This window comes from Klebsiella sp. WP8-S18-ESBL-06 (assembly GCF_014169755.1).
GTDB classification, from domain to species: Bacteria; Pseudomonadota; Gammaproteobacteria; order Enterobacterales; family Enterobacteriaceae; genus Kluyvera; species Kluyvera ascorbata_B.
In genome coordinates, this window is the sequence record NZ_AP022256.1 from 3133418 (window position 1) to 3150793 (window position 17376).

Annotated in this window: 17 protein-coding genes and 2 pseudogenes; 13 read left to right on the forward strand and 6 right to left on the reverse strand. The window is 59.7% G+C overall.

The genetic code is table 11. The annotated features are described in order from the left end of the window. The first annotated feature begins 147 nt into the window (after positions 1–147). Complete coding sequence (locus tag H7R76_RS15065; RefSeq protein WP_106926138.1) at positions 148–963, forward strand: SDR family NAD(P)-dependent oxidoreductase; 816 nt, start codon at positions 148–150, stop codon at positions 961–963. Here the strand turns inward: H7R76_RS15065 and H7R76_RS15070 are convergent. From H7R76_RS15070 to H7R76_RS15085, 4 genes are all read right to left on the reverse strand, one after another. Further along, complete coding sequence (locus tag H7R76_RS15070) at positions 960–1880, reverse strand: helix-turn-helix domain-containing protein (protein ID WP_106926136.1); 921 nt, start codon at positions 1878–1880, stop codon at positions 960–962. The genes H7R76_RS15065 and H7R76_RS15070 overlap by 4 nt on opposite strands. An 81-nt stretch (positions 1881–1961) precedes the next feature. Then, positions 1962–2288, reverse strand: a complete 327-nt coding sequence (locus tag H7R76_RS15075; protein WP_182929137.1) for an NIPSNAP family protein — start codon at positions 2286–2288, stop codon at positions 1962–1964. Continuing rightward, positions 2285–3403: an NADH:flavin oxidoreductase/NADH oxidase gene (locus tag H7R76_RS15080; RefSeq protein ID WP_182929138.1), complete on the reverse strand. Its 1119-nt coding sequence runs from the start codon at positions 3401–3403 to the stop codon at positions 2285–2287. Before H7R76_RS15080 ends, H7R76_RS15075 begins: the two co-directional genes overlap by 4 nt. 14 nt (positions 3404–3417) lie before the next feature. Then, a complete protein-coding gene (locus H7R76_RS15085; RefSeq protein WP_182965673.1) occupies positions 3418–5154 on the reverse strand; it encodes an FAD-dependent oxidoreductase in 1737 nt (578 codons plus the stop codon). A gap of 14 nt (positions 5155–5168) precedes the next feature. On the opposite strand from H7R76_RS15085, the gene H7R76_RS15090 reads away from it, so the two are divergent. Together H7R76_RS15090 and H7R76_RS15095 are read left to right on the forward strand one after the other, a co-directional pair. After that, positions 5169–5345, forward strand: a complete 177-nt coding sequence (locus H7R76_RS15090; protein WP_181357982.1) for a hypothetical protein — start codon at positions 5169–5171, stop codon at positions 5343–5345. A gap of 121 nt (positions 5346–5466) precedes the next feature. After that, positions 5467–6384 carry a helix-turn-helix domain-containing protein gene (locus H7R76_RS15095; RefSeq protein ID WP_106926128.1) on the forward strand — a complete coding sequence of 306 codons (918 nt, stop codon included), beginning with the start codon at positions 5467–5469 and terminating at the stop codon, positions 6382–6384. Here the strand turns inward: H7R76_RS15095 and H7R76_RS24925 are convergent. Continuing rightward, positions 6381–8150: a cytochrome P450 gene (locus tag H7R76_RS24925; RefSeq protein WP_227673980.1), complete on the reverse strand. Its 1770-nt coding sequence runs from the start codon at positions 8148–8150 to the stop codon at positions 6381–6383. The two genes, H7R76_RS15095 and H7R76_RS24925, sit on opposite strands and share 4 nt — an antisense overlap. A gap of 3 nt (positions 8151–8153) precedes the next feature. After that, positions 8154–9161 (reverse strand): annotated as a pseudogene (gene benC, locus H7R76_RS24930) (benzoate 1,2-dioxygenase electron transfer component BenC); the annotation flags it as partial. 618 nt (positions 9162–9779) lie between these two features. Between benC and H7R76_RS15105 the strand changes: the two are divergent. The 10 genes and pseudogenes from H7R76_RS15105 (at position 9780) to H7R76_RS15150 (ending at position 17373) form a co-directional block, all read left to right on the forward strand. Further along, positions 9780–10169, forward strand: a complete 390-nt coding sequence (locus H7R76_RS15105; RefSeq protein ID WP_182929142.1) for a hypothetical protein — start codon at positions 9780–9782, stop codon at positions 10167–10169. Between the two features lie 68 nt (positions 10170–10237). Further along, positions 10238–11302, forward strand: a complete 1065-nt coding sequence (locus tag H7R76_RS15110; RefSeq protein WP_182965677.1) for a class I SAM-dependent methyltransferase — start codon at positions 10238–10240, stop codon at positions 11300–11302. Positions 11303–11368: 66 nt separating this feature from the next. Continuing rightward, a pseudogene (locus tag H7R76_RS15115) lies at positions 11369–12091 on the forward strand (beta-ketoacyl synthase chain length factor). Beyond that, positions 12088–12903, forward strand: a complete 816-nt coding sequence (locus tag H7R76_RS15120; protein ID WP_182965679.1) for a lysophospholipid acyltransferase family protein — start codon at positions 12088–12090, stop codon at positions 12901–12903. The pseudogene H7R76_RS15115 and the gene H7R76_RS15120 overlap by 4 nt, the downstream one beginning before the upstream one ends. Continuing rightward, positions 12884–13141 carry a phosphopantetheine-binding protein gene (locus H7R76_RS15125; protein ID WP_106928853.1) on the forward strand — a complete coding sequence of 86 codons (258 nt, stop codon included), beginning with the start codon at positions 12884–12886 and terminating at the stop codon, positions 13139–13141. The genes H7R76_RS15120 and H7R76_RS15125 overlap by 20 nt, the downstream gene beginning before the upstream one ends. 12 nt (positions 13142–13153) lie before the next feature. Beyond that, entirely contained in the window at positions 13154–13405 is a 252-nt protein-coding gene (locus tag H7R76_RS15130) for an acyl carrier protein (RefSeq protein WP_106928667.1), read from the forward strand. A 6-nt stretch (positions 13406–13411) separates the two neighbouring features. Then, positions 13412–13993: a COG4648 family protein gene (locus tag H7R76_RS15135; protein WP_182965681.1), complete on the forward strand. Its 582-nt coding sequence runs from the start codon at positions 13412–13414 to the stop codon at positions 13991–13993. After that, a complete protein-coding gene (locus tag H7R76_RS15140; protein WP_182965683.1) occupies positions 13990–15351 on the forward strand; it encodes an AMP-binding protein in 1362 nt (453 codons plus the stop codon). The genes H7R76_RS15135 and H7R76_RS15140 overlap by 4 nt, the downstream gene beginning before the upstream one ends. Further along, positions 15338–15691 (forward strand): ApeI family dehydratase, encoded by a 354-nt coding sequence (locus tag H7R76_RS15145; RefSeq protein ID WP_106928673.1) that lies wholly within the window; start codon positions 15338–15340, stop codon positions 15689–15691. The genes H7R76_RS15140 and H7R76_RS15145 overlap by 14 nt, the downstream gene beginning before the upstream one ends. Continuing rightward, complete coding sequence (locus H7R76_RS15150; protein ID WP_106928675.1) at positions 15682–17373, forward strand: glycosyltransferase family 2 protein; 1692 nt, start codon at positions 15682–15684, stop codon at positions 17371–17373. The genes H7R76_RS15145 and H7R76_RS15150 overlap by 10 nt, the downstream gene beginning before the upstream one ends. Positions 17374–17376 lie beyond the last annotated feature (3 nt).

The following is a 17376-nucleotide window of genomic DNA, read 5'->3' on the forward strand; positions in this document are numbered from 1 at the left end:
GGCCTCATGACAAAGGTGAATGAACGCACAGGTTAGCGAAATCGTATTCAAAAGTCCCCATCTGCTTTTCGTTCGTGCCTTTCCTTTCCCCACCGTGCGCCAAACAATGTCAGGGCATCTGTACCCTATGAAAACGTGGAGAAAACCATGACAGAATTACAAGCATCCCCGGACTGGCTGGGCCTGCGCGGCCAGGTATTTGCCGTCACCGGCGCGGCGAGCGGCATTGGCGAAGCCATCGCCACGGCGCTGGCCCAGCAGGGCGCTAACGTTGCGCTGCTCGACAGTCACCCGCAGCGCGGCGATGCGGTACGCCAGAAGCTTGAACACCTGCCGGGAAAACGGGTGGCGGTGGCCTGTGACGTCAGCTGCGAAGCGCAGGTCAAAGAGGCAGCGTTGAGCGTGCGTTCGCTGCTCGGCTCGTGCGACGGGCTGGTCAATGCGGCCGGTATTTTACGCCCCGCGGGGCTAGCGGACATCAGCCTTGAGCAATGGCAAACGCAGCTCAACGTCAATCTCACCGGCTATCTGCTGTGCGCCCGCGAATTTGCCCACGATATGCGCGCGGCCAAACGCGGCAGCATCGTCCATATCGGCTCGATTTCCGGGCGCATTCCGCAGCCGTGGAGCGGTGCCTATAGCCCCGGCAAAGCCGCCGTCGGGCTGCTGTCGCAGCAGATTGCCGTGGAATGGGGTCAGGATGGCATTCGCAGTAACCTGGTGGCACCGGGGATGATTGAAACCGCGCTGACTGCCGACTACTACGCTCAGCCTGGCGTGCGCGAGAGCCGCGAGGCCTTTACCGCCAGCCAGCGCATCGGCAGGCCGGAAGATATCGCCAACGCGGTACTGTTTTTACTCAGTGAAAAATCCAGCTATATCAACGGGGCGGAAATTGGCGTCGACGGCGGCCTGCCGACCATGTTGATGGGCAAGCTGCCGCGCCCGGGCTTCACCCGCTAGTCGAAAGACCTGCCCGGCGACGTCGTTCGGGCAGGTTCAACGCCGGTATCGGATGGCCTATCGCGGAAATCGCGCGGTGAAAAACCGGTGCTGCGGCGGAAAAAACGAGAGAAATAGGTGGCGTCGCTGAAACCGAGATAGTCGGATATCTGGCTGACGGTCATGCTGGTATACAGCAAGCTGCGCTTCGCCTCCAGCAGCAAACGGTGGTGCAGCACGCTCAGCGCACTGCAGCCATGGAACTCGCGGCACAGCGTGTTGAGATGCACGCCGGACATCCCAATTTGACTCGCGTAGTGCGCCAGCGGCAGATGCTCGCGATAGTGGTTTTCCACCAGGTGATTAAAACGGCGAATCGTTGCCCGTTTGCGTTCTACTTTATCGCTCACTTCCACCGGCGTCGCACCGCGTCGGTTCAGCCACACCACCAGTGCGCTAAGCTGCGAATGCAGCATCATATCGCGCGCCTCGCTATCGGACTGATACTCCTGCTGTAACGTGTGGAACAGCGTATGAAGATAGTCAGCGGCCTCGCCGACCGCTACGCGTCTGGCCTGATTCAGCACCTGTAAAGCACGGCCAAACTGCCGCTCGAGCTGCGCCACCAGCGGAGCGGCAAGCGACAGGGAAAACCCCTGCGTCCCCGGCGAAAAGCGAAACCCGTGCACGCAGAGCGCGGGGATAATCTGCACGCAGGCCCCGCAGAACGCACGACGCTCACCTTCAATTTCAATGTCCCCCTGCCCCTGCTGCACGAAGAGGATCTGCACCAGATCGCTATGCTGATGGGCGCGAATGCTCCAGTCATAGAGGCTACTGCGGCTTTGAATCGATTCGCAGTGCAGCAGATCCGGCGTCGGCCAGTGCCAGCTTTCGCCGTACAGCTTGAATACCGGGATGCTGTTGGTCAGGTTCATGGTGCCTCCGTGAGTGTGATGAGCGGTTTCCCCTCACCCTAGCCCTCTCCACAAAGGGGTGAGGGTTATTGCCGCACAAAACTACCCCGCTACCGACGGCATCGCCGTGGCGCGAATCAGCCGCGTCTCCTGCGCCACAATATACGGCTCCGACGCTTTAAGGTAGGCGGCAAAATCCGGATGCGTGTCGCGCAAACGGCTACGACGCTCGTACTCCGCGAGGCTTTCATAGCCCCACAGATGAACGAACTGGTTCTGCGGCCCGACAAAACTGGTGTAAAACCCCAAAGGATTCCCCAGCGTTTCGCGCAGCACCGGCATCGCCAGGCGGTCAAACACCGCGATAAAGTCATTCATTTTACGTGGACGAATCGTGTAGATCCGGTGATCGATAAGCGGCAGATTCATCCTCTGGCCTCCTGCGGACGGTGCGTCGGCCAGCCCAGCGGCCCGAAGCGGTCATACGGTTTTGGCCACGGCGGGTTTTCCCCAAGGGCTATCGCCGCATGAATCGGCCAGTTCGGGTCGTCAAGCATCCCCCGGCCAATCGCCACCAGGTCCGCCCGCCGATCCCGGACGATCGCCTCTGCCTGCTGCGCTTCATAAATCAGCCCAACGGTAATGACTACCGCCTGCGGCAGCGCCTTTTTCACCGCTTCGGCGAACGGCACCATATAGCCCGGCTGGTCGGCCGCCGGGGTCTGAGTGTAGATGTTATAGCCGCCGGAAACGTGGAGATAATCATAGCCCAGCGCGTGCAGTTCACGCGCAAACAGCACCGCTTCATCCAGCGACAGACCACCTTCGGCAAATTCACCGCCGTTGAAGCGGACGCCGAGAGCGCGGTTTTTCGGCCAGACCTCGCGCAGCGCGCGAGCCACCTGCAGCGGAAAGCGCATACGGTTATGCGGGCTGCCGCCGTAGTCATCTTCGCGTCGGTTGCTCAGCGGCGAGAGGAACTGGTTCAGCAGATAGCCGTTGGCCGCATGCAGCTCAATAAAGTCGACTCCCGCATCCAGCGCCCGGCGGGCGGCATCGACGAAGCCCTGGGTAATGCGCGCCATACCCGTCTCGTCCAGCACCTGCGGTACGCGCCAGCCGGGTTTATAGGCAATCGCCGACGGCGCAACCGTCGGCCAACCGCCCTCTTCATCGCTCAACGATGCGCCCTGGCTTCGCCACGGCGCGTTGGTGCCCGCTTTACGCCCGGCATGGTTAAGCTGCACGCCAATCGGCGTCGAACTGTAGGTGCGAATACCGGCCAGCAGCGTTTGCAGCGCCTGCGCCTGATCGTGATTCCACAGCCCCAGACAGTGCGGGGTAATGCGGCCATCGGCCGTCACGCCGTTGGCCTCGCAAATCACCATACCCGCGCCGGAAACGGCCAGCCCGCCAATATGCTGAGCATGCCACGGAGTGGCGATGCCGTCCGCCCGCGCGGAATACTGCGACATGGGCGGAACCACGATACGGTTAGCCAGCGTTAGCGGACCAACCCGTAATGAACTGAAAAGTGTCGACATGATGTTCTCCTGATTCATGAGGCGGCTTGTGCAGGCTGTACCGCCGTTTCACCGCGTGCCGCCATACTGCGGGCGGCGATGTAGCCAAAGGTCGCCGCGGGGCCAATCGTGATCCCCGCGCCGGGATAGCTGCCGCCCATGATGCTCGCCATTTCATTGCCGGCCGCATAGAGGCCCGGTATCACCCGCCCCTGGTTGTCCAGCACTCGCGCTTCGGCGTCGGTTTTCAGGCCGTGGAAGGTGCCGAGATCGCCCATATACAGCTTCACCGCATAAAAGGGCCCCTGTTCTATCGGCGCCACGCAAGGGTTAGGCTGATGGTGACTGTCGCCGAGATAGCGGTTGTAGGCCGATTCACCACGGCCAAACTGCGGATCCCGCCCCTGCCGCGCGGCGGCGTTGTAATCGCTGACGGTGCGTTCCAGCGCCTGAGGCGGCACGCCCATTTTTTGCGCCAGCTGGTGCAGCGTTTTACCTTCGAGCAGATAGCCGTTTTTCAGGTACAGCGAGACGGGTATCGGCGCCGGTTTGGCAAAGCCCATACCGTATTTGCGCAGCGCCCGGCGGTCGCAGATCTGCCAGGCGAAGGTTTCCGTATCGTCACGGCAGGTGTCTATCATGGCGATCCCGACGTCGTGGTAGGAATCCGCCTCATTACAAAAGCGCACGCCGTGACGGTTTAGCATGATAAAACCGGGCTTGTAGCGGTCGACCAGATGCGGGAAGACATACGACTGGCGGCCAATTTGCACCTTCGACGCGGGGATCCACGCCGCACCGTTTGGGTAGCTGTCATCAAAGCGGGCGCCGATTCGTTCGGCCATCGCAATGCCGTCGCCGGTATCGACGCCCGGCGGCGTCGGCGACAGCTGAACACCGCCGCGCTGTACGTGCGGGTACAGTTTTTTCAGCCTCGCCTCGTCGCGGGCAAAGCCGCCGGAAGCCAGCACCACGCCACGGCGGGCGTACAGGGTGATTCGTTCACCGCCGCGTTCAACCACAACGCCGCGCACCGCGCCCTGCTCGACAATCAGATCTTTTACCGCCACGCCGGTGTGAATAGGGATGCCAAGATCCCGTGCCGAACAGGCCAGCCGGGCGACGACCGCGTTGCCGCCGTTAGCGGTAATACCGCGCCCGTAGCGCGCCACCTCCAGCAGGTGGCGGCTCAGGCGTTTCACGACGTAGGTAAACGACTTCAGCGAACGGGTCGCGTTAAAGAAGTGCTTGAGATCGTTATTGGACGAGCTGAACATCATTCCCATAAAGGTGATGGTCCGCAGCGGCTTGCGCAGGCGCGGCATCGCGTCACCGAGCTCGCGGATATCAAATGCCTCCGGTACCACCGAACGACCGCGCATAACGCCGCCGGGCGCGTCGGGATGATAGTCGGGATATTGATACAGGTTGCAGCGAAAGCGGGTATGCTCTTCAAAAAAACGCAGCATTTCCGGCCCGTTTTTCAGGAAAGCGTCGACGACCTCCGGGCGGAAGCTGTCGCCCGCCTCCCCCTGCAAATAGGTACGCGCCGCGGCCTGACTGTCATCGATGCCCTGCTGACGCGCCAGATGGTTGTCAGGGATCCACAGCACGCCGCCCGAAAACGCGGTGGTGCCGCCAAAAACCGCGTCTTTTTCGATAACCTGAACGCTCAGCCCGTTCAGGCCAGCGGTCACCGCTGCGGACAGCCCGCCGACGCCGCTGCCAATCACCAGCACATCGCACTCACGAGCAGGAAGTTCTACAGCCATAGGGTACCTCGCAGATGAAGGATTCCGATCGTTCCATTGATGTTGCAAAAAAGTTACATGTGCATTTTTCACAGCCCTACCGGGAAAAAGAAGGGCACTTTCACGCCAAAACCTGCACTTTTCGACAATTGCCAGGAAGTGTGTGCTGGCGCAACTTTTACGCCCGTGCTGCCATAGAGAAGCGCCGCTGAGCCGACCCTCGCCACATCACAAGATGAATATTCAGCGCTTGCGCCCGGGTCCGTTTTACCGCCGAATAACAGGTCATCTCATCGTTGGAGTCACCCATGACAACCGGACAAAACCCGCACCATGCCCGCTAACGCCAGCGCCCGTCGCCACCTGCCCAACTACGCGCTGTACGGCGCGCAGCCCGGCCATGCCCCGGTGGACAGCGTGCACCATGAGCGCATTCCATCGCGCGCCAGCCGCTTTGGCTTCGAAATTGAGCCGCACTTTCACGATGCGCTCATCCAAACGCTGTACATCACGCGCGGCGGCGGTGAGACGTCGATAGATGGCCAGCGCTGGCGGCTGGAAGCACCGTGCCTGGTGGTTATTCCGGCCCGCTCGGTACACGGTTTTCACTTTGATGCCGACATTGACGGCCACGTAGTGACCACCGCGCAGTCGGCTATTGAATCGGTCGCGATGACCGCCGCACCCGAACTGCTGGATTTTGTGCGTACACCCGCGGTGCTGACGGTCGATCCCTACAGCCGCCGCGGCGAACCCCTGGCGGCGCTTTTCGAAGGCATCGGCCGCGAGGCGGCGCATCCGGAACGCTGGCAGTACACCGCCGGGCTGGCGCTCACCCTTGCGCTGTTTGTACAAATTGCCCGCCTGAGCGAGAAGGCGCGGCTGACGGGTAACCCCGCGCGTGCGGCCCTGGTCGCACGAATTGAACGCTTCCGCCTGCTGCTCGATGCGCGTTGCCGTAGCCGTCAGCCGGTCGCCCGCTACGCCGAGGCCATGGGTATCTCCGCCGGGCAGCTCACCCGAATCTGCCGCGAGGCGTTCGGCATTTCAGCCATTGAAGCCATTGACCGCCGCGCCGTTCACGAAGCCCAGCGGCTGCTGATGTACTCCAGCCTCAGCGTTAAACAGATAGCCCGCGAGCTGGGCTTTCGCGACGAAGCCTACTTTGGCCGCTTCTTCCGCAAGCAAACCGGACTGCGGCCCACCGAATACCGCCTTCGGGAACAGGGCCGCCTGTCACACTCCGCTTAGTCCGCCTTTGCGCGCATCTGCACAAACAGATGCGCCGGGCCAGAGTTAGTCAAATTGTTACCGCGCACATACTCGATGGGGCGCGCAGGATCGAGACGAATCTCGCTGACCTTACGCGCCACCAGCTTCGTGGCAATCAGGGTTTCGAGCTTCGCCAGCGGCTGGCCAAGGCACTTGTGGGCACCGTTGCCGAAGCCAAGATGGCCTTGCGTATCGCGATCGATATTGAAGGTTTCGCCATCGGCAAACTTACGGCTATCGCGGTTCGCCGCCGACAGCAGCAGGCGTATCACCGCACCTTTCGGGATCTCGACCCCCGCCACCGTCGTGGCTTCAGTGGTGATACGGCTTACCCGCTGTACGGTGCCACGGTAGCGCGCCACCTCCTCCACAAACAGTTCGGCGTCATCCATATTGTCGCGAATGCGCGCCACCAGCTGCGGCTGTTCGGCAAACATGCGAAAAGCATTGGCCACCAGGATGGTGGTGGTGTCGTGCCCGGCGATGAAAACGAAGGCGCACAGCTCTTTGGCCTCTTTTTCCGACAGCTCCCCGGCTTTCCACATTCGCGCGATATGACCGCCAATGGACGGGCTATTGCTGAGATACAGCCGCTCCATCGCCGCCTTCAGGTAGGCGAAGAAGGCCATTGCGCTTTGTTCATCGGTACCGGTTCCGGGGGCATTGCGCGCCAGACGCCCGAAGTAGCTGAAGGTTTCATCAGACCAGAACTTCATCTTTTCTTCGTCTTCGTTCGGCACATCGATCATCGCCGAAATGGTGGCGATACTCAGCGGAATGGCAAAATCCTCCACCACATCGCCGCCGCCACGGGCAAGCATTCCGTCAATTAGCGCCTCGGCACGACGTTCTATTTCAGGGATAAACGGCTCCAGGGCCAGTGGCATAAACGACGGCTGCGCCACTTTACGCAGCCGGGTATGCCCAGGGGCGTCAAACAGCGTGAGGAACGTCAGCGGCGGAGGGCTTACCACCTCAGAGGAAAACAGTTTCGGGTTGCGGATTGCCTGATAAACATCGTCATAGCGCGAGATAAACCAGACGTCAGAAGTCGCGGAGCGGCAGCGCAGCACTGGCGCGTGTTCGCGCATCCAGTTGTAGTGTGCATACGGGTCGCCCTGTGCGCCGTCGTCCACCACTTTAAAAGGCTCGAGCCCCGGCGGCCAGGCCAGTTCGTCTGAGTATGGCGGCAGCGGCGGCGCCGGCTCATGAAATGGACAGCGCGGCGCATCTGACGCTGGCAGAGGTGTAGCCGCAGGCGGCAATACGGCGCAGGGCACGTTTTTCAACGCCAGCGACCGATTCATGGTGGTGCGTGAATGCTGGGCGTGCTGGGCCAGCACGTCGCGAGCGGCATTTAAATCACCGAATTCGAAGGCGGAAACTAAATCCCGATGCTGCTGCACAATGTCGCCAACAATCTCGACGCCTGCGGTTAACGCGCGGTCGATATAGTCCTGCACCGCCAGCTCGGCATACAGCGCGATAAGCTGCGCATTACGGGTCGCTTCAATCAAGAACCGGTGGAAGGCCTGGTTAGCCGCAACGTAGCCCGCCACGTCCAGGAAGCGCCGCCCGGAGACAAATTCGGCCGTCGCATCGGCCAAACGGCGGAAGGTGGTGAGCTGCTCGCCGCTCAGCCGCCCCATGGTCAGCTGTACCGCACCGAGCTCCAGCGCCAGCCGCAGGTCAAAGGCATCGTCGACGTCCGCAGACGCGATCGGCGGCTCGTCATCTGCCGCCACTGGCGCGGCGGCTGCACCGGCGAACTTCTCGTAGTAGAAATGACGCGGCGTCAGCCCCTCGCGATCGAGATAGCTGCGTACCGCATCGACCATTGGCGGCGGGCCGCAGAGATACACATCGACATCGCCACCGTGAAGCTGCCGGGCATCAATATGCGCGGTGACGTAGCCCTTATGCGGATGGCTGCTTTGCGGATCGGCCACGGTACAGCGGTAGCTGAAGTTCGGCAGGCGCCGCGTGTACGCATCCAGTACATCAATCGCCACCCGATCTTCATCGCGGGTCACGCCAAAAATCAGGTGTATCGGCATTGACGCAGCGCCATCATCCGCCAGCTTTGCCAGCATCGACAGGAACGGGGCCAGCCCGGTTCCCCCTGCCAGAAAGAGCACCGGGCGCTCAAGCGGACGCAGGTAGAAACTGCCCATCGGCCCACGAAAGCTTATCGCATCCCCCACGCGGGCCCGTTCACGCAGCCATTCGGACATCAGACCCTGCGGGACATTGCGCACGACAAACGACGCTTCAGGGTCTGAGGGACCGGAGCTAAACGAATACGCGCGTGTCTGGTCGCTGCCGGGCACCTGCACGTTGACGTATTGCCCGGGCAGGAAGCTCAGCGCATGACGATCGTCGAGCGCAACGGAGAACGTTAACGTGGTTGGCGACAGCATCCTGCTGGCGGTGATGCGCCCGTGATAGGTCGCTACGCCGGCAGCCTGCGAAGCCGCGGCAATCTCCACGACGCAATCGCTCTGCGGGCGCATCTGGCAGGTCAGCACTCGCCCCGCGCGGGCTTCTTCGGCCGATAACGCGTCGTCAACGTAGTCGCCGTGCTGGTAGTCGCCGGATACACAGGTCGCTTTGCAGGTGCCACAGACGCCGTCACGGCAGTCGAGCGGAATGCTAATTCTATTGCGCACCGCGGCGTCAGCGACGGACTCACCGGCGCGGCACGGCAGAGTTTGCGTTGCGCCATCCTCAAAACGCAGGGTAATTTGATGGGTCATCTCTTCTTATCCTCCAGGCAGTTGCGGTCGGAAAATCCGAAGCCTCATCAAATGCTGGATGCCGTTCTGGCGCAACGGACAGAGATGACATTAAACAGGACAAAAACCGCATCCCGTCGGGTTAGCGGTACCGATCACGTTTCTTAATCCGCTGTCAGCAGAGCCATAAACGTTTCCCCCGAAGAATGCCCCTTTGCTCCCCCGGCCGCGGCGACGGCAGATGAGGGTTAATACCCCGCGGCTGACGCCCATCATAATTAATAGCTATACAACACCCCGTTTTTTAGATAAAAATTCTCCCTGCGGCGTCAAAAAACGATGGAGTGATAGATATAAAAGATTAAACCAGTCTAATATGTCGACTTTTAAAAAAAATTAACAAAATGAATCAATCTGCCGATAATACCTTTTTAAATTAACGTATATCGTGTACAGGCTAAATACACTGAAGCATTTTTTGACAATCATCAAAAATATAAATCAGCTGCCCGCACATGGGTTTTACTCAATACGCAAACAATGTTATATCTTGCTGGAATTTATTGTTTCTGGCTTCATCGCGATCAATCTCTTCTGGCATATAACAAAATAAACAGTGATATTTGATAGGAAATCAGCATGAATAAAATAGCTAAATGGTTCGCCGTTTTCGCCTTCATTAGCATTCTGGCAGGCTGCGCGCGCACGGCGCCAATTGAACAAATTAACACCGTCGTATCGGCAGGCCACAGCGCCGAACAGGTAAAAAACGCCATCTTAAAGGCGGGCATCCAGCGTGATTGGATCATGACGGAAGCGGCACCAGGCGTGATTAAGGCCACTCAGAAAGCCCGCGACCACTCTGCAACGGCAAATATCAAATACTCCGCAACGGGCTATTCAATTGTTTACGATAGCAGCTTCAACCTGAAAGCTTCCGATGGAAAAATTCACAAGAATTACAATCGCTGGGTGAGAAACCTCGACAAAGATATCCAGGTCAATCTGGCCAGCGCTGCTCTGCAATAAATTATCGCCGCCTAATCCCGCCACCTGCGGGATTAGGTTCTTTTACCCTCTGTATAGACCCTAAAACAATGTATGAACAGGACTCACTCAGCGCACTGGAAGCGATAACGGAAGCCCAGAAAATTGCGTTTGCTCCGATGCTATTTCAGACGGCGCTCAGCCTTCGCAATACCGGTATTCTCGCTTATTTAGATAAACAGGGTAAAAATGGCGCCACGTTGTCAGATATTGCGGCGCAATGTCCTCTCAATGAATATGCTATTAGTATTCTTCTGGATATGGGGCTGAGTGGGCGCATCGTTACCGCGCAAAACGATGCGTATTGTTTAACCAAAATCGGCCATTTCCTGCTGCATGACAAGATGACTAACGTCAATATGGATTTCACGCAGGATGTTTGCTATCAAGGGTTATTTTTTCTGGAACAGGCGCTAAAAGAAGGTAAGCCTTCGGGGTTGAAAGTTTTTGGCGATTGGCCGACAATTTATCCCGCGCTTTCTCAGCTGCCGGAATCGGCGCGCGCGAGCTGGTTTGCCTTCGATCATTATTACTCGGATGAAGCCTTCACGGCGGCGCTTCCGCGCATTTTCGCCAGCAATCCAACGATATTGTATGATGTCGGTGGAAATACCGGTAAATGGGCGCTGCATTGTTGCCAATACAATGACAATATTACGGTAACGATATTAGATCTGCCGTCGCAAATTACGCTGGCGCGCGCGAATATTGCTAATGCGGGCCTCACGCATCGGGTTAATTTTCACCCGGTGGATATGTTAAGCGCTGCCCCGCTGCCCGGTGAGGCTGATATCTGGTGGATGAGCCAGTTTCTTGACTGCTTTTCGCCCGAACAGATTATTGCTCTGCTGGCTAACGTCGCCCGCGCCATGAAGCCCGGCGCGAAGCTGTGCATTATGGAACTGTTCTGGGACGCGCAGAAATTTGAAGCGGCGGCCTTTAGCCTGAATGCTACCTCGCTGTACTTTACCTGCATGGCGAACGGTAACAGCCGGTTTTATAGCGTAGAGAAGTTTTATCACTATCTGGACCGCGCAGGTTTCCAGGTAGATGAACGCCACGACAACCTGGGTATTGGTCATACCCTACTGATTTGTCATAAGAAATCATTCTAAGGCAACATAATTTAGCGTTGGGCATTCAAAAAATGCCGATGGACTCATTGATTTAGGCGCGAGTGGATGAAATTTGCATTAAACATAATTGACTGGCAGGCCAGCGCGCCGGGCATCAATGACGCAGAACAGTGGCGGCAATGGGCGCAGCAGCCGTATGCCATCGATCCTGCTGCGCCGCTCGCTAAACCCAGCGAACTGCCAATGATGACCGCGCGACGCCTCAGCTCCGGCAGCAAGCTGGCGGTCGACTGCGGCCTGTCTTTACTGCGCAAACAGGATATCGATGCCGCGCTGTTCACCAGCCGTCACGGCGAGCTGGAGCGCAACTTCCGCATTCTTCAGGCGCTGGCCACCGAGCAGCCGCTCTCGCCCACCGATTTCGCCCTTTCCGTACACAACTCGTCGGTCGGTAATTTGACCATCGCCGCCAAAAAGCCGCTGGTCTCGTCGTCGCTGTCGGCGGGAAGAGACACCTTCCAGCAGTGACTGTGTGAGGTCATAGGCCTGTTACAGGCCGGCTACCAGCGCATCTTAATGGTCGATTTCGATGGCTTTTTGCCGGCCTTTTATCATGACCGCCTGCCGCCGACGATGCCCACCTGGCCTTTTGCCGTCGGGCTGGTGCTGGAGGCGGGCGACGCATGGCAATGCGAAACGCTGCCCGCTGCGCCGCAGGATGAAAGCGCATTGCCGCAAAGCCTGCTGTTTTTACAGCATTATCTCCAGGATGCCGCCACGTTCACCGTTCCCGGCGAACGCGCGCAGTGGCGCTGGAGCCGATCATGAGCACGCTATTTTCACGCCTCAACCGCCTGTGGCGCGCGGCAATGACCGGCGTGTGTTTCGCGCTGTTCGGCCTTGGCGGGCTAATGCTGTCGCTTATCTGGTTCAACCTGCTGCTGATTGTCGTGCGCAACAAAGCGCGTCGCCGTCGCCTGGCGCGGCGCAGCATCTCCGCCAGTTTCCGTCTTTTCCTGACGGTGGTCAGAACCGTCGGCGTACTGGATTACCAAATCACCGGGGCCGACAGGCTGCGCCAGGAGCGCGGCTGTCTGGTGGTGGCGAACCATCCCAGTCTGATTGACTACGTGATGCTGGCCTCTATCATGCCCGAGACCGACTGTCTGGTAAAAAGCGCGCTGCTGCATAATCCGTTCGTCAGCGGCGTTATCCGTGCCGCCGATTATCTGATTAACGATCAGGCCGACGCGCTGCTGCCGGCCAGTCGACAGCGGCTGCAGCAGGGCGACACCATTCTGATTTTTCCGGAAGGCACGCGCAGCGTTCCCGGCGAGAAAATGACGCTTCAGCGCGGGGCGGCCAATATCGCGGTACGCTGCGGCAGCGACCTGCGCGTTGTGGTTATCCGCTGCACCGAGCACATGCTGGGCAAACACAGCAAATGGTACGACGCGCCGCCGACCAAGCCCGTGTTCACCATCGCGGTCGGCGAACGGGTGCCGCTCAATCAGTTTTACAACGCGAATTCACAAGAACCGGCGCTGGCGGCACGGCAGCTAAACCGGCATCTTTTACTTAAATTACAAACAAATTCTACGAATGGCATAGGACTTAATGATGCAAGCGCTTCATCTTGAAATTAAAAATCTCATCATCAATACCTTAAATCTGGATGAGCTATCCGCAGACGATATTGATACCGACGCGGCGCTGTTTGGCGACGGTCTGGGACTGGACTCCATTGATGCCCTGGAACTGGGCCTGGCGGTCAAAAATCAGTACGGCGTGGTGCTTTCAGCGGAAAGCGAAGAGATGCGTCAGCACTTCTTCTCCGTTGCCACGCTGGCCTCTTTCATTCACGCGCAACGTGCCTGAGGATCGCTCGTCATGACAGAACAACAAGCCATTTACGACGAAGTCTCTGCCCTGCTGGTTAAGCTGTTTGAAGTGGACCCGCAGGATATTCAGCCGCAAGCGCGCCTGTACGAAGATCTCGAGCTGGACAGCATCGATGCGGTTGACATGATCGTTCACCTGCAAAAGAAAACCGGCAAGAAGATCAAACCGGAAGAGTTCAAAGCGGTACGTACCGTGCAGGACGTGGTTGACGCGGTAGAACGTCTGCTGAAAGAAGCCTGATTCACGATGCCGAGCCTTCGCTCGCTGCCCGTCGTCCCGCTGCTGACAGGTTTATTGCTGCTGGCCTGGCCTTTTGTTATTGGCTTTGGTCTGGCGCATAACGGCCTGCACTGGCTGCTGCCGCTGATGGCGCTGCTGCTGTTTTTACGCTTGCGCCAGACCCGGCAACAGGCGGGACCGCTACGCGTGGTCACGCAGGTTGTGGCGGCGGCGGGCATCGCCCTGTGCCTTGCCAGCTACCTGCTTAAGACCCACCAGATGCTGCTGTTCTATCCGGTAGTGGTGAATGCGGTCATGCTGGCGGTATTCGGCGGTTCTCTGTGGTCGGCGATGCCGATCGTCGAGCGTCTGGCGCGCCTGCAGGAACCCGCGCTTCCCGAGTCTGGCGTGCGCTACACCCGCAGAGTCACGCAAATCTGGTGCGCCTTTTTCATCATCAACGGCAGCGTGGCGCTGTTTACCGCCCTGCACGGCGATATGTCGCTGTGGACCGCATGGAACGGCATGATTGCCTACTTGTTAATGGGGCTGCTGATGAGCGCGGAATGGCTGGTGCGCCGGCGGATGATTAAACGAGATTCACAATGAAGCAGACCCTGACGCTGACGCAATGGCTCACGGCCTCACGTCCTGCGCATACTCCTATTGCCTGGCAGGACCACCACACCTGGACGCTCGGCCACCTGCGGGCGGATGTCGCGCGGCTGATGGCCGACCTGCAGCGGCTGGAAGGTGAACGCTGGGCGCTGTGCTTTGAAAACAGCTATTTGTTTATCGTGGCGCTGCTGGCCACGCTGCACGCGGGAAAAACGCCGGTGATACCAGGGCATAACCGCGTGTCGCTGCTGGATGAACAACGTGCATTTTTCGACGGTGTCCTCAGCGACCGGCCGCTGGACTGGCATGGGCCACAGCAGGTCGTGCACTCGGCGATGACCGTGAGCCTCGACGCGCTTTCCCTGCCCGCGCTGCGCCACGACGCGCACGTAACCCTGTTCACCTCCGGTTCGACCGGGCAACCCAAACGCATCAATAAATCGATCGCCAGCCTCGATCGCGAGGCCATGCTGCTGGCTGCACGCTTTGCCGATCGCCTGGCCGACAGCCGGGTGGTGGCGTCCGTGGTGCCGCAGCATTTGTACGGCCTGACGTTTCGTATCTTCCTGCCGATGGCGCTGGGCCTGCCGCTGCACGCCGCGATGCTCTATTACGCCGAACAGCTGGCAGCGCTCGACCCGCAGTATCGCTACACCTTTATCAGCAGCCCGGCCTTTTTAAAGCGGCTTGATTCCCGGCTCGCCGCGCCTCCGCTGGCGGCGCTGGTTTCGGCGGGCGGCCTGCTGCCGTGGCAGGATGTTAGCCACGCCGCCGAATGGCTCAGAATCTGGCCGGATGAAATCTACGGCAGCACCGAGACCGGCGTTCTCGCCTGGCGTTCCCGCCAGCAGGATAACGTGAGCTGGCTGCCCTTCCCCGGCGTCCGATTTGTGCCTGAAAACGACGCGCTGCGCGTTTTTTCACCGCTGATCGCCGACGCTCACGGTCTGCTGCTCGACGACATTCTGCGCTTCGATGCCGACGGTCGATTCCATCTCGCGGGCCGTCGCGGCCGGGTCGTCAAAATAGAAGAAAAGCGCGTTTCGCTCAGCGAAGTTGAGCGCCGGCTGCTGTCGCTGGAAGGCATCCGAGAAGCGGCCGCACTGCCTATCATTCGCGGCGGGCGCCAGAGCGTGGGCGTGCTGCTGGTGCTGGATGACGCCGTGCGTCAACGCTGGCAGGCGCGCGACGGCAAGGCCCTGGAACAGGCGTGGCGACACGCGCTGCGGCAGTGGCTGGAACCGGTCGCCGTGCCGCGCTACTGGCGGGTGATCGAGCAGATGCCCGTCAACAGTATGAATAAGCGTGTCTATGCGCAATTACAGGAGTTATTTCATGAAACCCCGTGAAATTGAGCGCCGCCAGGCACAGCCGCATCGGCTCGACGTAGTGCTGTCTCTTGACCCCGATCTTTTCTGGTTCAAGGGTCATTTTGCCGTGCAGCCTCTGCTGCCCGGCGTCGCACAGCTGGACTGGGTGATGCACTATGCCACCACCTTACTGGCCCCCGGCTGGCGTTTTCACAGCATGCCGAACGTGAAGTTTCAGGCTCCGCTGCTGCCGATGACGCGCGTCACGCTAAGCATGGAGTGGCAGGAAACGCGCCAGACGCTCACGTTCAGCTACCAGCGCCACGACGGCGAAGCCCGCCATACGGCCAGCAGCGGGAAAATCCGCCTATGCCGCTGACGTTCTCTCCCTGTGTGCTGATCCCCTGCTATAACCACGGCGCGATGATGCCGGGCGTGTTGGCGCGCCTGCGATCGTTTGCTCTGCCCTGTATCGTGGTCGACGATGGCAGCGATGCCGCCACGCGAGAGACGCTCACCCGACTGGCAGCGCAGACTGAAGGCCTGACGTTGATACGCCTGGACGAGAACGCCGGCAAAGGTGCCGCGGTGATCCGCGGGCTTGAAGCCGCCGCGGCCGCAGGCTATAGCCATGCCGTGCAGGTCGACGCCGATGGCCAGCACGCCATTGAAGATATTCCCAAACTGCTGGCGCTTGCCGAGGAGCACCCGACGGCGCTGATTTCCGGTCAGCCCATTTACGATGACTCCATTCCCCGTTCGCGCCTCTACGGCCGCTGGGTCACCCACGTATGGGTGTGGATTGAAACGCTTTCGCTGCAGCTCAAAGACAGCATGTGCGGCTTTCGCGTCTATCCGGTGGCCCCCACTCTCCAGCTCGCCGAGCGCGCAACGCTCGGCAAACGGATGGATTTCGATACCGAAGTGATGGTCCGTCTGTACTGGCAGGGCAACACCAGCTATTTCGTCCCCACCCGCGTCACCTATCCGCTGGATGGGCTGTCGCACTTTGATGCGCTCAAAGACAACCTGCGGATTTCCCGTATGCACACGCGGCTGTTCTTCGGCATGCTGCCGCGCATTCCGACGCTGCTGTTTCGCCGCGCGTCGCCGCACTGGGCGCGGCAGCAAGAAGTGAAAGGACTGTGGGGGATGCGTCTGATGCTGTGGGTATGGCGATGCCTCGGTCGGCGGGCATTTACCCTGCTGCTGTATCCGGTGGTTGGCGTTTATTGGCTGACGGCAACACAGGCGCGGCGCGCTTCGCAAAACTGGGTAGCCCGGGTGCGCTCCCGGCTCACCGCCCGCCAGATGCCGGTACCGGCCAACCTGACGAGCTATCAGCACTTTCTGCGCTTTGGCAACGCAATGCTCGATAAAATCGCCGGCTGGCGCGGCGAACTGCAGCTCGGCCGTGATGTGGTCTTTTCTCCGGGAGCAGAAGCGGCGCTCCACGCCGATGACACGCGCGGCAAGCTGCTGCTGGCCTCACATCTCGGCGATGTTGAAGTCTGCCGTGCGCTGGCGCAGCGCCAGGGCAGCAAAACCATCAACGCGCTGGTGTTCAGCGAAAACGCTCAGCGCTTCAAACAGATTATGCAAGAAATGGCGCCACAGGCGGGCATCAACCTGATGCCGGTCACCGACATCGGCCCGGAGACGGCAATCTTACTCAAAGAGAAGCTGGATCGCGGCGAATGGATTGCCATCGTCGGCGATCGCATTGCGGTCAATCCGCAGCGCGGCGGCGAGTGGCGCGTTTGCTGGAGCCGCTTTATGGACCAGCCCGCCCCCTTCCCGCAGGGGCCGTTTATTCTCGCCTCGATTCTGCGCTGCCCGGTGGTTTTACTGTTCGCACTGCGCCAGGCAGAGAAGCTGCATATTCACTGCGAGCCGTTTGCCGATCCCCTGCTCCTTGCGCGCGCTACGCGTCAGGAGGCCTTACAGCAGGCAATTGACCGCTACGCACAGCGTCTTGAGCACTATGCCCTGCAGTCGCCGCTCGACTGGTTTAACTTTTTCGATTTCTGGCAGCTGCCGGATCCCCAAAACAAGGAGTAAAGG

Coding starts and splice junctions, on each gene's coding strand:
- H7R76_RS15065 (WP_106926138.1), top strand. CDS start 148: ATGACAGAATTACAAGCATCCCCGGACTGGCTGGGCCTGCGCGGCCAG.
- H7R76_RS15070 (WP_106926136.1), bottom strand. CDS start 1,880: ATGAACCTGACCAACAGCATCCCGGTATTCAAGCTGTACGGCGAAAGC.
- H7R76_RS15075 (WP_182929137.1), bottom strand. CDS start 2,288: ATGAATCTGCCGCTTATCGATCACCGGATCTACACGATTCGTCCACGT.
- H7R76_RS15080 (WP_182929138.1), bottom strand. CDS start 3,403: ATGTCGACACTTTTCAGTTCATTACGGGTTGGTCCGCTAACGCTGGCT.
- H7R76_RS15085 (WP_182965673.1), bottom strand. CDS start 5,154: ATGGCTGTAGAACTTCCTGCTCGTGAGTGCGATGTGCTGGTGATTGGC.
- H7R76_RS15090 (WP_181357982.1), top strand. CDS start 5,169: ATGAAGGATTCCGATCGTTCCATTGATGTTGCAAAAAAGTTACATGTG.
- H7R76_RS15095 (WP_106926128.1), top strand. CDS start 5,467: ATGCCCGCTAACGCCAGCGCCCGTCGCCACCTGCCCAACTACGCGCTG.
- H7R76_RS15105 (WP_182929142.1), top strand. CDS start 9,780: ATGAATAAAATAGCTAAATGGTTCGCCGTTTTCGCCTTCATTAGCATT.
- H7R76_RS15110 (WP_182965677.1), top strand. CDS start 10,238: ATGTATGAACAGGACTCACTCAGCGCACTGGAAGCGATAACGGAAGCC.
- H7R76_RS15120 (WP_182965679.1), top strand. CDS start 12,088: ATGAGCACGCTATTTTCACGCCTCAACCGCCTGTGGCGCGCGGCAATG.
- H7R76_RS15125 (WP_106928853.1), top strand. CDS start 12,884: ATGCAAGCGCTTCATCTTGAAATTAAAAATCTCATCATCAATACCTTA.
- H7R76_RS15130 (WP_106928667.1), top strand. CDS start 13,154: ATGACAGAACAACAAGCCATTTACGACGAAGTCTCTGCCCTGCTGGTT.
- H7R76_RS15135 (WP_182965681.1), top strand. CDS start 13,412: ATGCCGAGCCTTCGCTCGCTGCCCGTCGTCCCGCTGCTGACAGGTTTA.
- H7R76_RS15140 (WP_182965683.1), top strand. CDS start 13,990: ATGAAGCAGACCCTGACGCTGACGCAATGGCTCACGGCCTCACGTCCT.
- H7R76_RS15145 (WP_106928673.1), top strand. CDS start 15,338: ATGAAACCCCGTGAAATTGAGCGCCGCCAGGCACAGCCGCATCGGCTC.
- H7R76_RS15150 (WP_106928675.1), top strand. CDS start 15,682: ATGCCGCTGACGTTCTCTCCCTGTGTGCTGATCCCCTGCTATAACCAC.